The sequence below is a fragment of the Psychrobacter sp. 219-2-C genome, from assembly GCF_049560815.1.
GTDB classification, from domain to species: Bacteria; Pseudomonadota; Gammaproteobacteria; order Pseudomonadales; family Moraxellaceae; genus Psychrobacter; species Psychrobacter faecalis.
In genome coordinates, this window is sequence record NZ_CP186933.1 from 1,239,240 (window position 1) to 1,254,095 (window position 14,856).

Below are 14,856 nucleotides of genomic sequence, written 5' to 3' on the forward strand. Positions count from 1 at the left end.
AACAGCAGTAGATGCGACAAAGGGCAAATAAACGGATGGTAGAAAATTTAAGTAATCGACTGCACTGGCAGCTTAACATCGGCATTTTGACCGCGATGGCGCAGATAGTGATCGAGTAATACAATCGCTAGCATCGCTTCAGCGATGGGGGTCGCGCGCACACCCACGCAAGGGTCATGGCGCCCTTTAGTTAGCATCTCAATCGCCTCCCCATCTGTATTGATACTCTTGCCAGCCGTGGTGATACTAGAAGTTGGTTTCAAAGCAATACTAACGCGGATATCTTGGCCTGATGAGATACCACCCAAGATGCCACCTGCATGATTGGCCGTAAAACCATCAGGGGTCATCTCATCACGTGAGCGATGCCCAAACTGCCCTGCCACTGCCATACCATCACCAACTTCAACGCCTTTAACGGCATTGATACTCATCATTGCATGGGCAATATCCGCATCTAAACGGTCAAAGACAGGCTCGCCCAATCCGACGGGCACGCCGCTTGCGATAATCTCCAAACGCGCACCACAACTCGTACCTTCTCGGCGCAAGCTATCTATCAAGACTTCAAAGCGGCTGACTGCATCGGCGTCTGCACAAAAAAACGGATTGCTATTGACAAAATCCCAGTCGATTTGACTTGGGTCTAGCACTTGACTGTATTCCGAGCCAATTTGGGTAACATGACCCCGTACTTGCACGCCTAAGCGCTCATGCAAATATTTTTTAGCGATAGCACCTGCCGCCACACGCATAGCCGTTTCACGCGCAGATGAACGACCGCCGCCGCGATAATCGCGAAAGCCGTATTTCATACTATAGGTATAGTCGGCATGACCGGGGCGAAAAGTGTCTTTTATTTCACTATAATCTTTTGATTTTTGATTGGTGTTACGAATCAAAAGCCCAATCGATGTGCCCGTGGTCTTACCTTCAAATACCCCAGAGATAATCTCGACTTCATCAGACTCACGGCGCTGGGTCGAGTATTTAGACGTCCCAGGTTTACGGCGATCCAAATCTATCTGCAAATCTGCTTCGCACAATTCCAAACCTGGCGGCACACCATCGACGATGGCCATCAGGCCTGCACCATGCGACTCACCGCACGTCGTTACGGTGAAAATCTGTCCAATACTATTGCCAGCCATATTTATCCTTAAACAAATGAAGTCGATTTTTTAATTGCTGTTTTTTAATTTAGCGTCAGTGTCAATTTTACTTTATTGATTACCATCCAATAATTGCACATAAGCGGCGAATAATTGACGATGAGTCATAAGCTCGTCATAGGTAATAGCAAAAATACCATGACCACCGTGAGCGAATTTCAACCAATCAAATTGGATTTCAGGATATGCTTGCTTTAACGCCCATTCACTATCGCCGACTTCACAGACCAGCAAGCCCTCAGGACTCAGATAATCTGGCGCTTCAAACAAGATACGATGTACCAAATCCAGTCCGTCCTGACCGGCAGCGAGCGCATGTTCTGGCTCATATAAAAACTCTGGTGGCAAATCGGCCATAATCGCGGCATCGACATACGGAGGATTGGTAACGATTAGCTCATATTGATGCTCAGCAGGAATCTTGGCAAATAAGTCAGACTCAATCACATTAACTTGATGACCTAAGTCATGATGATCGACATTGACCATCGCAACTTCTAGCGCTCCTTTATCAATATCAACCGCATCGACTAAGGCATCAACAAAGCGGGTGGCAAGCGCAATAGCGATACAACCAGAACCGGTACATAAATCCAAAATACGCTCAGGCTGCGCCAACTGCTTAATCTCTAAACCATGGTCAAAGAAGGCGGCAGCTTGATTGTTCATACTCATACCGAGCGGCTTTGCCAACTCATTAACATCAAAGTACGGATGGAACTGCTGACGAATCAGCTCGGCGATTGGTGAGCGTGGAATTAGGACGCGCTCATCGACATAAAAAGGCAGGTCGCAGAAATACGATAAATTAATGAGATAACTTAGCGGCTTACGCTCAGCGATACGCTCTTCTAATAAGCCCAGTACCTGCTGCTTCTCTGAAGTGGTTAAACGGCAATCGAGAATCTGATCATTGGCTGCCCAATCTAAAGACAGCGTGTGCAACACAATCGCCGACGCTTCGGCAAATTCATCCGTCGTTCCTTGAGCGACGACCACGTCATAGTTGCGCAGCTGCGTGACCGCAAAACGAATAAAATCACGGATACTGACCAGTTGCTCACGCGCCTCTGCAAGCTCGGCACGCAGATTGGCAAACTCATCATCTTCACCAAGCAGACCTGACTCCAAATCGTAGGTCATCTCATCCTCTAAGCCTTGCGACTCATCAGCAAAGTACTGATTTTGAAACTCTTCTGCGCTCATGGTTTGGTCTTCTGACATATCACACCTTACTGATTGCACGCGTATCGACGACATGCGGATGGGTTAAATCGCTGACTTTTAACAGCCGATTTATTAAATAAAAACTTGTCATACATTATAGACGTAAACCTTGCGCTGCGCCAATAACTGTGTTTTTTAGCGCAAAAAGCTACCGCAAATAAATAAGGCAACTTTTATGATAGGTAAATGTATCATTAACCTCTTATCACTCTAGCATTTAACGATAAAGCAAATAAACAAGACCCTAACCAAATGTGAATGCTGTTTGATAACTAGCATGACTAAATTATTTCCCAACTGTAGTGAATACGTCAACTGTTGACGTTTAGCAAGCCCTAAACGAAAAAAGATGTGTCAAAAGTTTGCGAAGCGTCCAAATTATGCGCATAATAGCCGCATTAGTTATAACCATAAGTAAGCCAATATGATGAAAATAAAGCCCCTTATCACCGCTATATCTATTGCGATTGTTAGTGCCAGTGTCAGCGCTGTTGCTGTACCTGCCGACAATACGCGCACTCTACCAGTACGTAAAGCTGACTCAATGCCTACTATTGCTCAGCCTAGTATGGCGAAAAAAGTCAGTCTTAACGTGCAAGAAAACCGCAGCAGTTCACTCGATAGTCGTGCGCCCGCCGTAGCCACGCCTGCTTTAAAGCCTAAATCGCCTGATCGTATGACGCAGCTGATTGATGAAAAACAGGAAGCTAACGAAGACGACAATGACGCGCAACAAGCAGATGAGCAACAAAGCGTCAGCGCCGACAATATGAGCGTCGAAGAGCTAGCGCGTAAAGATGTACAGTCTGATAGCACCGATGACATCAGTGATGGCCAAGCTGTTGCCGCTCCTAGTGCAGCAGTAGCAAATAACCGCCCAGCCGATACTTCTATCAAAAGTATCGAAGATGTCGATGGTAAAAAATATACCACGCTAAACCTGTCTAATTACGCCAAACAAGTCAACGGTGCCACTTGGACACCGAACATGAAGGTCAACTCCGCAATGACCATCAAAATGCAAGCGTTATTGGATTGGAATCACGCTTCACCGGGCGCTATCGATGGCGGCTGGGGTATGAACAGTAAAAAAGCACTGATTAACTTCCAAACCATGAAAGGCTTGCCTGCGACTGGTAAAATGGATCAAAAAACGTGGGACGCTTTGAATAAAAACATCCCAGCCAATAAGCCAGTGCTAGTGACTTATACCATCACCGAAGATGATGTGAAAACCAACTTTGCTACTACGCCTGCTGGTGCAGAAGCCAAATCGAAAATGAAAGGCTTGTATTATCAGGACATCAAAGAGATGTTAGGTGAGCGCTTCCATATGGATGTGCGCTATTTAGACAAGTTAAATAAAAACAAACAGTATAAAGCTGGCGAAACCATCACCGTTTTAAATACGCGCGATCCACTCAAACAGCGGATTAATCGCGTCGTTGCCAATAAAGCCGACAAAACCCTTTATGCTTATAACGGTGATAAACTGGTCGCCACTTATCCAACAACAGTCGGAAGTGATGCGACACCTTCACCGCAAGGCACGTTTAAAATCATTAATAAAGTAAAAATGCCGTGGTATAAAGCGACCGTTGGTAAAGGGTCAGACAAACAAGTACATATGCTACCACCAGGTCCAAACAGCCCTGTCGGTGTGGTATGGATGGGCTTGTCTAAGCCATCTTATGGTCTACATGGCTCACCGAAACCTGAAGGTATCAGCCGCCAAGCATCCGCTGGTTGCGTCCGTTTGACAAACTGGGATGTGTTAGAGGTATATGCCAATATCGAAAATGGCGCCACCGTTGAGTTAAAATAGTTGTTATTAATGAAAACGCATAACAACGAATCATAAGCAATAAAAAAACAGCTCCTTTTTAGGGGCTGTTTTTTATTTTATATAAAGTCTAAAGCTAAGCCGCCTTTCTTTATTTTTAATTTTTATGGTGGCGGGCTTTTGAAACTGCTAGCTTTTGAAACTGCTAGCTTTTGAAATAACTCAGCTTTAAAGTCGTAGCTTTGTAGCCCTAGGCTTTATGACTTTCCTTACCCGTGATACTTCCCACTTTTTTGGTAAAAAATAAGGCAGCAGGAATGGATACAATGATCCCTGCGGCAACCGCCATTTGGATGTGCGGGATTTGGTTAAATCCTGTGACCAAAGCGGCAATCATTAATACACCGACGGTCACGGTTGCGGCTATTGAATAGATGACAGAAAATAGTGGCCAGTTCATGATGTATTCCTCATTTATTGTGTGGGTATAACACCTTTATACACCAAATCCACACAAATAGTAAGCCTTTTCTTATAGACCCACAGCCCATTTATAGCAAGTGATTCATATTAAAAGCCATATTATAATTATTGATTTGTACTTGGCATTTTTCTCTTGAAAATATAGCTAAACTATCCGCTTATCTGTCTTTTATCTCCCTCTATTTAGGCACAAGAAATTTACACGCTATTGGACATTTATCATTACAATAGTAGACCTTCTGCTTTCTTTAGTTTTAGAGTTCTTGTCGTTCTCTATACTCTGAACTGCCACTTTTATCTTCTAACCTCATTTTTTAATAAAGTTTTCTTCTATGACCTCCTCTCACGCTGACACTTCTAAAGACTCATTACCTATGAATCACCCTAAAAACGATGCTGAGTTTGCAGATAAACGTAATGTTGGCAATATCGACAACGAGGCTGTTATCGAAGAACAGACGCATAGCGAAAATAACAATGAGGAAGAACGAGCAACAGCGTCAAAAGATGCGCAAGTGCCTGAGGCAACCATCAAAATGGAAACGGTGGCACCCGATGTGGTGGTTGCTTCCTTAGAAACGCCGGAAGACGTTGACGACTCTCAACCTGTTGATGAATTTACAAATAATAATTCAGACATTGAATTTACCGATACAGCGGAAGCGTTTTTTCAGGAGAAGGATAAGGATAAAACTGAGGTCAACGCCGCCGCAAATAAAACTATCTCTAATCAAAACCATGCAAAAGACACAGAAACTCAAAAATTAGTAGTTGAAGAAAAACGGCAAGAGAATGTAAAACAAAACCTAAATAGCTTAGATATAGATAACATCAACGATAAAAAAGATAACAAACAAAATAAGCAGGAAGTTAATAAGGCTGAAAACACACGCCAAACCGCTAATAAGGCTTTGGAAGGCGACAACCACGTAAATATAGATAATCTAGAAGATGGCGAAGAAAACGAAGAGATCAAAGAGAAAAAAGAAGCCAAACTTGAGTCTTATAAGCAGTTTGTCGCCGAGCAATTCAGTAATAAAAAAGTAGACTATCCAGAAGTACGGGTCCGGATTGAGGCCAACGCCTTGCCGAGTAAAATGTATTTTGTGATGAATATCCTCTCGGCTATCATCGCAAGCTATGGTTTGGTGACCAATTCGGCGGCGGTGGTTATCGGCGCGATGCTGGTAGCAATGATGCTCGGTCCTATCACTGGCGTGGCGTTGGCGATTATTGACCACCGTATGCCGCTATTACGAAAATCACTTATTACAGTATTTCTTGGCATTTCTTTGGTTGTATTGGTCGGTTTCATCGTCGGCTGGCTACATAAAGATCAACCACTTACTGTCGAGATATTATCGCGCACCCAGCCAACTTCGATGGATTTGATGATTGCCTTAGCTGGTGGTACGGCAGGTGCTTATGCCATGGTTTCGCCGCACTTGTCGGTCGCTGTGGTTGGGGTCGCCGTGGCTACGGCATTGGTGCCACCGCTTGCCGCCAGTGGGATATTATTTGCCAATGGTGAGATGCAAATGGGACTTGGCGCGCTGCTATTGGCCTTGACCAATATTATCGCCATTCAATTTACCAACGCTTTGGTATTATGGCTACTAGGTTTTCGCCGCTTGGTCGATGATGATTATAAATCAAGTACTTATTGGACCTTTTTACGGCGTAATGCGGTGACGTTATTGTTGTTAGGCGTTTTAGGGACCTATTTAACCATCAACCTACAAACCAACGCCAAGCAGCAAGGGTTTGAAAGTAGCGTCAAAGAGACGATTAATAGCTACTTTAGCGACAAGGGTAACGTGCTGACCAATACCCAATTCGATAAAGACACTTCCCATCAAGTCGTGCGCGCGGTGATTCGCGGCGAGACTACCCCTACCTTTTATGACGTCCGCCAAATTGAGGCGATTATTAGCAAAGATATGGCGGAACACTTTCCCGACTATTTACCCATTAAGCTACAGCTACGCTATATGCCCGTGCAGGTGATTGAATCACACCCACTTATTCAAGATAAACTCGATAAAACCGATGTGACCGTTTTAACCAACTGATGTGTTTGACGGTTTAATTTATCCTAGTCACTTAATACAAGCGCTTGCTTAATAAAGAAAATTAAGCCTTATTTCCACTGCGTTTGCTGATGAATCTTCAACACGCTTGGTACGTTTGTGCTAAAATCGCTTGCAAAATTATTTTACTTATTCTATTTAATAAAACCATTCGTCAGTAAGGAGCCGCTGTGAGCCAGCCACATCAAACAGCCGATATTCGTCAAGCTTTTATCGATTTTTTTATAAGCAAGCAGCACACCCCCGTCGCCTCATCGAGCTTGATTCCCTACAATGACCCGACATTGCTATTTACCAATGCCGGTATGAATCAGTTTAAAGAGACCTTTTTGGGTATGGAGCCGCGCGACTATACGCGTGCGGTGAGCTCACAAAAATGCGTCCGTGCCGGCGGTAAGCACAACGATTTGGATAATGTCGGTTATACGGCGCGCCATCATACGTTTTTTGAGATGCTCGGCAACTTCTCGTTTGGCGATTATTTTAAGCAAGCAGGTATTGCTTATATTTGGGAATTTTTAACTTCCGATGAATGGTTGGCAATTGATAAAGATCGCTTGTATGTGACCATTTATGAAACTGATGATGAAGCCTTTGATATTTGGCATAAAGACATTGGCCTACCTAGTGAGCGCATCATCCGTATTGGTGATAATAAAGGCGCACCGTACGCCTCTGATAACTTTTGGACCATGGGTGATACCGGTCCTTGCGGTCCTTGTACCGAAGTTTTTTATGACCATGGCCCTGATATCGAAGGCGGATTGCCGGGTACGCCAGAAGAAGATGGTGACCGCTATATCGAGATTTGGAACTGCGTCTTTATGCAGTTTAACCGTCAAAAAGACGGTACCATGCTGCCGCTACCTGCGCCGAGCGTCGATACTGGCATGGGGCTTGAGCGTATTAGCGCAATCATGCAGGGCGTCCATGGCAACTATGAAATAGATTTATTTATCCATCTAATGGATGCGGCGGCTAAGATTTTAGGTATTGAAAACGAGCAACAATCCTCATTAAAAGTCATCGCCGACCATATTCGTGCCGTGGCCTTTTTGATTGCTGATGGCGTAACCCCAAGTAACGAAGGGCGTGGTTATGTACTGCGCCGTATCATTCGCCGTGCCGTACGTCATGGCAATAAACTTGGCGCGGACAGTGAATTCTTTTATAAAATGGTCGCGCCTTTGGTTACTGAGATGGGCGACGCCTATCCCGAGCTAAAAGACAAACAAAGCGCGATTGAAAACGCCATTCAAAAAGAAGAAGCCCAATTTGCCAAAACCTTAGCACAAGGGTTACGCTTGCTTGCCAGCGAGCTTGAAGGCTTACAAGACGGTGATACGCTCTCTGGCGAAGCAGTATTTAAACTTTATGATACTTATGGTTTTCCCGTTGATTTGACCGCTGATATCACCCGTGAGCGCGGTATTGTGATTGATGAAGCAGAATTCGATGAGCACATGCAAGCACAGCGTGAACGTGCGCGTGATGCCGGCAAATTCGACGTTGATTATAGTAGTGTCATTCAAGTAGACAACCCAACCACCTTTGTCGGCTACGAACAGCTTGAAGAAGACGGCGTCACTATTCATGCGCTTTATCAAGACGGCAATCTAGCCGAGAGCTTGGCTGAAGGCATGGAAGGCGTTATTGTCCTTGACCGTACCCCATTTTATGCTGAAGGCGGTGGTCAGGTTGGCGAGCTGGGTGAGATTCGCACAGCGACAGGTGTTTTTGAAGTGCAAGACACCAAAAAATCTGGCCAAGCCATTATCCATTATGGTGTGGTCACTATGGGCGAAATTAACGCTCAGCAAACGGCTGATGCACAAGTATTATCAAGCATTCGTGCGGCGAGTGCCAAAAACCACTCAGCGACGCATTTATTGCATGCGGCATTAAGAGAAGTACTGGGCGATGCAGTCACACAAAAAGGCTCATTAGTCTCAAGCGAAGTATTACGTTTTGACTTTTCTTATGACAAACCGGTTAGCGCTGCTGAAATCAGCCGTATCGAACGTCTTGTCAATGAGCAAATTCAAGCCAACACCCCTGCCCGTATCGAGCATATGTCTATCGATGAAGCGATGAAACAAGGTGCGATGGCGTTATTCGGCGAAAAATATGGTAATGACGTCCGTGTCTTGACCATGGGTACCGACAGTATCGTTGATGGTCAGCGTAAGCCGTTTTCTATTGAGCTGTGTGGCGGTCTTCACGTACAGCGTACTGGCGATATTGGGGTATTAAAAATCACCAGTGAATCAGGTATTGCTGCGGGTATTCGCCGTATTGAAGCGGTCACTGGGATGAATGCCATTAAAAACATGCAGCAAAGCGAGCAGCAACTGAGCGAGCTTGCAGCTCAGCTAAAAGTCAAACGTCCAGAAGTTGCACAGCGTGTGCGCACCATGGCAGATAAGCAGCGTGATTTGGAAAAACAACTAGAACGCTTAGAGCAAAAAATTGCTAGCGCCCAAGCGGCAAACTTGCTTGATGACGTGCAGACCATCGCTGGTACATCGGTACTTATTAGCACCTTAAGCGGTGTTGATGGCAAATCGATCCGTACCCTAATAGACGATGTAAAATCAAAACTGCCGTACAGCGTGATTGTTTTAATTAGTGATAAAGACGAGCAACTGGCACTGGCGGCAAGCGTTGATAAATCGCTAACCGATCGCGTCAAAGCGGGCGACATTATTCGTCATTTGGCAAGCGAGCTTGGTGGTAAAGGCGGCGGTAAGCCTGATTATGCCCAAGGTGGTGCGCCAAAATCTGCCAATACCAATGCCGTTATCAGTGCACTAAGCGCTTGGGTTGCAGAAAAGCTTGCGTAAATAGTAGGAATATAGGGGATTGGTTATAACGGTTATAACCAATCGCCATATATCTAATGCTTGCTAGCACTTAAAGTTATACGGCTAATATGGTATAAAGTAGCACGCTTAACGACTGTCAGCATATCAAGTGTATGAGTATAAACAGTAAAATAGCAGAGCAAATAAAGGGCGCAATTTTTATAATTCGGCTTTATCGTTATTAAAATGAATCTTGCACTGTCATGGCAGACCGCGCCATGATGGATTGATGTCGACAAGTAACAGATGGCCATTGGTGAATAATAGGTAGATTTTTATGGCGTTAATAGTACAAAAATACGGCGGCACCTCGATGGGCAGTATCGACCGCATCAAAAATGTCGCCAAACGAGTCAAACGTTGGCATGACAACGGTCATCAAGTGATCGTAGTTGTGTCTGCCATGAGCGGTGAAACCAACCGTTTGATTGATTTAGCACGCCAAATCAGCAGCCAACCTGATCCGCGCGAGTACGACCAGATGGTGTCAACGGGCGAGCAGGTTTCTATCTCTTTGCTTGCGATGGCGATTAAAGAGCTTGGTATTGGGGCCCGTTCATTCACCGGTCGTCAAGTTGCTATTAAAACCGATAGTGCCCACACCAAAGCGCGTATCGAAAGCATCGATGATAAAAACATCCGTGAGCAACTAGATGCGGGCAACATTGTCATCGTGGCAGGTTTCCAAGGTATCGATGAAGAAGGTAACGCCACAACCTTAGGTCGCGGCGGCTCGGATACCACAGGTGTGGCCATTGCCGCAGCCTTGGGCGCTGATGAATGCCAAATCTATACCGATGTCGATGGCGTTTATACCACTGACCCACGCGTGACCTCAAAAGCCAAAAAACTTGAAAAGATTACCTTTGAAGAAATGCTTGAAATGGCAAGCCTTGGCTCTAAGATTTTACAGATTCGCTCAGTAGAGTTTGCTGGCAAATACGGCGTACCTCTGCGCGTATTATCTAGCTTTGATGAAAACAACGATGGTAGCTTCGACCAAGATTTTCAAGACAATGTCGGCACCCTAATTACGATAGACGAAGGAGACAACATGGAACAAGCAATCATCTCAGGTATCGCTTTTAATCGCGACGAAGCAAAAATAGTCGTGCGCGGTGTGCCCGATCATCCTGGTATCGCCTCTGCCATCCTAAGCCCTATCGGTCGCGCCAATATCGAAATCGATATGATCGTGCAAAACCTATCGACCAATGGCACCACTGATTTTACCTTTACCGTCAACCGTACGGACATGGATAAAACCATGAAAGTGCTAGAAAACGAAGTCAAAGATGAGATTGGTGCCAAAGAAATATTGGCCAACAACGAAGTAGTAAAAGTGTCATTGGTTGGTGTTGGTATGCGCTCGCATGCAGGTGTTGCCAGCCTTATGTTCCAGACTTTGGCTGAAAACAACATCAATATCCAAATGATATCGACCAGTGAAATCAAAGTCTCTGTGCTTATTCAAGAGCAGCATTTAGAAAAAGCCGTGAAATCATTGCATACCGCCTTTGGTCTTGACCGCGAAGACGGCGACAGCACAATCGCTGGGTTATAATATTTAAAAGCTATATATTAAATCACTGTAAGATACTTCTGGTTTAATAATGATGGGTTAAGTAGCGATTATTTTTTAGTAAAATTTCGATTAAATAGAGTCTTTTTAGGCTCTATTTTCTTTTATTACTATTGCTCAGGTAAGTATATACCTAATAGTTTTGTGAAAATCCGTGACAGTATCTGTTATGCCCCCTATAATGGGGCTTTCATTTGGGCTAAATGAATTTATCTATCATTACCGCTATGAGTACTAGGTGACGCAGAGTTTTTATAATGACTGCTCTGCCTATTTAGTACTAGAGTAATGTCCTGTAATTGAGACGCAATCTGATGAGTAATAATCTGTTGATGCGACATAAGGAGTGTGACGCATGTTAATTTTGACACGCCGCGTGGGCGAAACGCTAATGATTGGCGATGAAGTCAGTGTGACTGTCCTAGGCGTTAAAGGCAATCAAGTACGAATCGGCGTCAATGCGCCAAAAGATATAGCGGTACACCGTGAAGAGATTTATCAGCGTATTCAGCATGAACGCACGGTACAATCGCAAATGCAACATCTTGAGCAAGGCAGCTTTGCACCTTCATTCGATGATGAAGACTATTTTAACCGCTAAGTTGATCGCTTGTTCGTTAACTAACTATCAATAATTATTGGGCATAAATTAAGCACCCTATTTTTGCTTTCTAATCTGCTCTGAGGTCATGTATTTATGAGTATCCGTCAATCAGATGTATCGGCTCTACTTAATGGTTTGAATAAAAAAGCCATTGGATTCAATGATGTCATCAGCTTTATTGATGATTTTTATCGTTATGCGCCAGCGCCTTTTGTCAATGGTATGTTGCATAATGCAGCGGGCGAAAACGAAGGCAGCGCCAAGATTTTTGGTTTTGCTAAGCACCATGGTCTAAATCAATTGGACACGCTAAAGTTGTTCGGTGAGCATTACGCCAAGGTACAAGCAACGCCAAAGGGTACCGACCATGCCAATATCCGCAATTTTTTACATTGGGGCTGGCAAGGATTTTTGATGGAAAAAAATCCATTAACGCCGCGTCCAAGTGTTGATACTAGCGCGCTGTAGTTTTCTATTTTTGCTAACTATCTATTTTAAAAGTATTAAAAAAGCCACGCTATACAATTAGCGTGGCTTTTTTCTGTTTACTGCTTTCAATTTAGTGCTTTTGACTTAATGCTGCTTAGCCGCTTACTTGTCTCAATTAACTGCGATAAAGCTGCTGCTTATTTATTATGAAATTTAACAGGTTGTACTGCCCCTTTAGGATTGGGCATGTTGGGATAATGATGCTCGTGCTCGACATCACATTCCGCGCCCACGACAGAGCCATCGTCTCGCACAGGTTTATGAATATAACCGGTACGCTCGGCTGGCGGCAGATGCTCATGCTCCCATACCATCACCGCTTGCATACAAGTTTCGCGCTGCTCAGGCGTGAGCTTACGACCATCCGGCCATTTACCCAGCTCAATGGCTTGGCGAAACTTCTCTACCACTTCTGGTGTGACACTTGCTAATATCGTTTGTTTGTCCATCGTACCTACTCTCCGCGACTATTTTATAATCCAGTACTGTTTTGAGAAATCTAGCACTGCATTCATTCTTCTATAATATCATCATCGATGTCCATACTGAATTCTTCGGCATGGACGTTCCAGTGTAATTTGGTGCGGCAGGCTTCATAAAAATCAAACCCTGGCGGATGGAGCAAGGTCAGCTTATCAGGATGCTTACGAATATAAAGGCGCTGCTCTTGGTCGAGCGCGATACTCGGCTTACCATCGGCACTGACTTGTGGCTGGGTGCGGTTGTCCTCATGAATACGAATACAAATCTCGCTGGTGCCGCTAACCACAATCGGACGACTGGATAAGGTATGTGGATGCATCGGCACCAAACAAATGGCATCCATACTCGGATGAATAATCGGACCACCACCTGAAAGTGCATAAGCAGTGGAACCTGTCGGCGTCGCCACAATGAGACCATCGCTATGCTGACGATAGACATCGTGCCCGTCAATTTTCATCTGAAAATCAATCATGTGCACCGATTTACCCGCATGTAGCACCACATCGTTGAGCGCCATATCTTCGTGAATGATTTTTCGCCCTTCGCGAATCTCCATGGTCAGCAAAAACCTGTGGTCTAACTGATAATCGCCCATCAATACTTGGCGTAGTTTAAAGGCCGCTTCATTGGGCTTAACATCGGCCAAAAACCCCAAACGACCACGGTTGACCCCTAGAACTGGCACCCGATAACGCGCCAATGCTTCGGCGGCATGCAATATCGAACCATCGCCGCCTACTACGATAACTAAATCGCAAATCTCACCAATCAAGCTACGTTTGACGATTTTAACTTTTTCAATTTCGGTGAGGTTCAAAGTAGGCAAATTGGCCGTCTGCACATCCATAATCAATGTCAGATTCATCTCATTGATGGTATTGGCAATCTGTACCAGACTTTGGGTCACGCTGCGTTTTCCGGCGCGGCCCATCAAACCAATGCGCCTAAACGCTGGGTTTTTGATGGCATGAAACAGCTCTGATTCATGTAAGTGCGGCAATCGGGCGGACTGCGCTGAGTTTTCCATAAAACGACTCGGCATAACGATAAAATACAGTGCAATGATAACGAGAAATCAGCGCTTAGACTAGCATGTTTATGAAGTTTCGTTGTTAACTGTCGTAATTGGCCCCATATATCCTCTATCATACGCCACTTTTAAGCGTATTTGTTTTGCTACTCATTACCGCTTTATATGTCGATATTCCCTAGTTAATTAAGGCTCGATAGCCATGTGATGCCTTGCATGCGCTCACGTAAACACAGTTGACAATAATGGCGGTTTTGCTAAAGTAGCTGGCATCTTAGTTATTTATATTTTAAAAAGGACAACTTTATGGCAAATCCTATTGTCAGTCGCGCAGAGCTTGCCGTTGGCGGCGCGCCGATGACGGTAAAGGGTGTGATTCAAAAGACCAGTTTATTGCTTGGACTATCGGCGATTACGGGTATTGGATTTTTCTTTTATGCATTGATGGCAGGCCTATCACAAGGCTTTATCACCATGGCCGCTTTTGGTAGTATGTTTGCCGCCTTTGGTCTGGCGATTTTTATCACCTTTAAACCGCAAAAAGCCAAAACCTTTGCCGTACCTTATGCGTTATTGGAAGGTATCTTTTTAGGTGGTATCTCGCTATTCTTTATGCGCATGTACCCAAGCGTGCCAGTCACCGCTATGTGTGCGACCTTTGTCACCGCTGCGGTCATGCTAGGGCTGTATCGCTCAGGTTTGGTTAAAGTCACTGAGAAATTCCGCTCAATCGTCACCTCAGCATTGATTGCTATCATGTTGGTTTATGTGGCGCAGTGGGTATTATCTTTAGCGTTCGGTTCGAGCTTACCTTTCTTATTTGAAGGTGGCGCTATCGCTATCGGCTTTAGCTTATTTGTGATTGTTATCGCTTCTTTTACGCTGCTATTGGACTTTGATAATATCGATCGCGGTGTGGCGATGGGCGTCTCAGAAGACTACGAATGGTTATTTAGTATCGGTATTCTTGCGACGCTAGTATGGATGTATATCGAATTTATGCGTTTACTAAGCTACCTACAAGACTAAACTAAACCCTGTTTAGC

11 protein-coding genes and 1 pseudogene are annotated in these 14,856 nt (G+C 44.6%); 7 read left to right on the forward strand and 5 right to left on the reverse strand.

What is annotated here, in order from left to right; genetic code table 11:
- Positions 1 to 47: 47 nt before the first annotated feature.
- Complete coding sequence (gene aroC, locus ACPEGP_RS04970) at positions 48 to 1,151, reverse strand: chorismate synthase (protein WP_423814129.1); 1,104 nt, start codon at positions 1,149 to 1,151, stop codon at positions 48 to 50.
- 72 nt (positions 1,152 to 1,223) lie between these two features.
- Positions 1,224 to 2,396 carry a 50S ribosomal protein L3 N(5)-glutamine methyltransferase gene (gene prmB, locus ACPEGP_RS04975; RefSeq protein ID WP_201591603.1) on the reverse strand — a complete coding sequence of 391 codons (1,173 nt, stop codon included), beginning with the start codon at positions 2,394 to 2,396 and terminating at the stop codon, positions 1,224 to 1,226.
- A gap of 571 nt (positions 2,397 to 2,967) precedes the next feature.
- Here prmB and ACPEGP_RS04980 point away from each other — a divergent pair.
- Positions 2,968 to 4,224: a L,D-transpeptidase family protein gene (locus tag ACPEGP_RS04980; RefSeq protein WP_423814247.1), complete on the forward strand. Its 1,257-nt coding sequence runs from the start codon at positions 2,968 to 2,970 to the stop codon at positions 4,222 to 4,224.
- A gap of 208 nt (positions 4,225 to 4,432) precedes the next feature.
- Here ACPEGP_RS04980 and ACPEGP_RS04985 read toward each other — a convergent pair whose 3' ends face one another.
- Positions 4,433 to 4,642 carry a hypothetical protein gene (locus ACPEGP_RS04985; protein WP_144296491.1) on the reverse strand — a complete coding sequence of 70 codons (210 nt, stop codon included), beginning with the start codon at positions 4,640 to 4,642 and terminating at the stop codon, positions 4,433 to 4,435.
- Between the two features lie 355 nt (positions 4,643 to 4,997).
- On the opposite strand from ACPEGP_RS04985, the gene ACPEGP_RS04990 reads away from it, so the two are divergent.
- The 5 genes and pseudogenes from ACPEGP_RS04990 (at position 4,998) to ACPEGP_RS05010 (ending at position 12,273) form a co-directional block, all read left to right on the forward strand.
- Positions 4,998 to 6,737: a DUF389 domain-containing protein gene (locus ACPEGP_RS04990; protein WP_423814130.1), complete on the forward strand. Its 1,740-nt coding sequence runs from the start codon at positions 4,998 to 5,000 to the stop codon at positions 6,735 to 6,737.
- 188 nt (positions 6,738 to 6,925) lie between these two features.
- Positions 6,926 to 9,598, forward strand: a complete 2,673-nt coding sequence (gene alaS / locus ACPEGP_RS04995; RefSeq protein WP_423814131.1) for an alanine--tRNA ligase — start codon at positions 6,926 to 6,928, stop codon at positions 9,596 to 9,598.
- A gap of 298 nt (positions 9,599 to 9,896) precedes the next feature.
- Positions 9,897 to 11,183, forward strand: coding sequence for an aspartate kinase (locus ACPEGP_RS05000; protein WP_068404454.1), 1,287 nt, complete (start codon positions 9,897 to 9,899; stop codon positions 11,181 to 11,183).
- A 373-nt stretch (positions 11,184 to 11,556) separates the two neighbouring features.
- Positions 11,557 to 11,724, forward strand: a pseudogene (gene csrA / locus ACPEGP_RS05005) (carbon storage regulator CsrA); the annotation flags it as partial.
- A gap of 174 nt (positions 11,725 to 11,898) precedes the next feature.
- Complete coding sequence (locus tag ACPEGP_RS05010; protein ID WP_068404458.1) at positions 11,899 to 12,273, forward strand: HopJ type III effector protein; 375 nt, start codon at positions 11,899 to 11,901, stop codon at positions 12,271 to 12,273.
- A gap of 158 nt (positions 12,274 to 12,431) precedes the next feature.
- On the opposite strand, the gene ACPEGP_RS05015 is transcribed toward ACPEGP_RS05010, so the two are convergent.
- Entirely contained in the window at positions 12,432 to 12,743 is a 312-nt protein-coding gene (locus tag ACPEGP_RS05015; RefSeq protein ID WP_068404460.1) for a YeaC family protein, read from the reverse strand.
- Between the two features lie 62 nt (positions 12,744 to 12,805).
- Positions 12,806 to 13,807: an NAD(+) kinase gene (locus ACPEGP_RS05020; protein ID WP_068404461.1), complete on the reverse strand. Its 1,002-nt coding sequence runs from the start codon at positions 13,805 to 13,807 to the stop codon at positions 12,806 to 12,808.
- Between the two features lie 309 nt (positions 13,808 to 14,116).
- Between ACPEGP_RS05020 and ACPEGP_RS05025 the strand changes: the two genes are divergently transcribed.
- Positions 14,117 to 14,839 carry a Bax inhibitor-1/YccA family protein gene (locus tag ACPEGP_RS05025; RefSeq protein WP_011280732.1) on the forward strand — a complete coding sequence of 241 codons (723 nt, stop codon included), beginning with the start codon at positions 14,117 to 14,119 and terminating at the stop codon, positions 14,837 to 14,839.
- Positions 14,840 to 14,856 lie beyond the last annotated feature (17 nt).

Bases quoted from the DNA above. Each gene is read 5' to 3' on its own strand.
- aroC (WP_423814129.1), bottom strand. From the start codon at position 1,151: ATGGCTGGCAATAGTATTGGACAGATTTTCACCGTAACGACGTGCGGT.
- prmB (WP_201591603.1), bottom strand. From the start codon at position 2,396: ATGTCAGAAGACCAAACCATGAGCGCAGAAGAGTTTCAAAATCAGTAC.
- ACPEGP_RS04980 (WP_423814247.1), top strand. From the start codon at position 2,968: ATGGCGAAAAAAGTCAGTCTTAACGTGCAAGAAAACCGCAGCAGTTCA.
- ACPEGP_RS04985 (WP_144296491.1), bottom strand. From the start codon at position 4,642: ATGAACTGGCCACTATTTTCTGTCATCTATTCAATAGCCGCAACCGTG.
- ACPEGP_RS04990 (WP_423814130.1), top strand. From the start codon at position 4,998: ATGACCTCCTCTCACGCTGACACTTCTAAAGACTCATTACCTATGAAT.
- ACPEGP_RS05000 (WP_068404454.1), top strand. From the start codon at position 9,897: ATGGCGTTAATAGTACAAAAATACGGCGGCACCTCGATGGGCAGTATC.
- ACPEGP_RS05010 (WP_068404458.1), top strand. From the start codon at position 11,899: ATGAGTATCCGTCAATCAGATGTATCGGCTCTACTTAATGGTTTGAAT.
- ACPEGP_RS05015 (WP_068404460.1), bottom strand. From the start codon at position 12,743: ATGGACAAACAAACGATATTAGCAAGTGTCACACCAGAAGTGGTAGAG.
- ACPEGP_RS05020 (WP_068404461.1), bottom strand. From the start codon at position 13,807: ATGGAAAACTCAGCGCAGTCCGCCCGATTGCCGCACTTACATGAATCA.
- ACPEGP_RS05025 (WP_011280732.1), top strand. From the start codon at position 14,117: ATGGCAAATCCTATTGTCAGTCGCGCAGAGCTTGCCGTTGGCGGCGCG.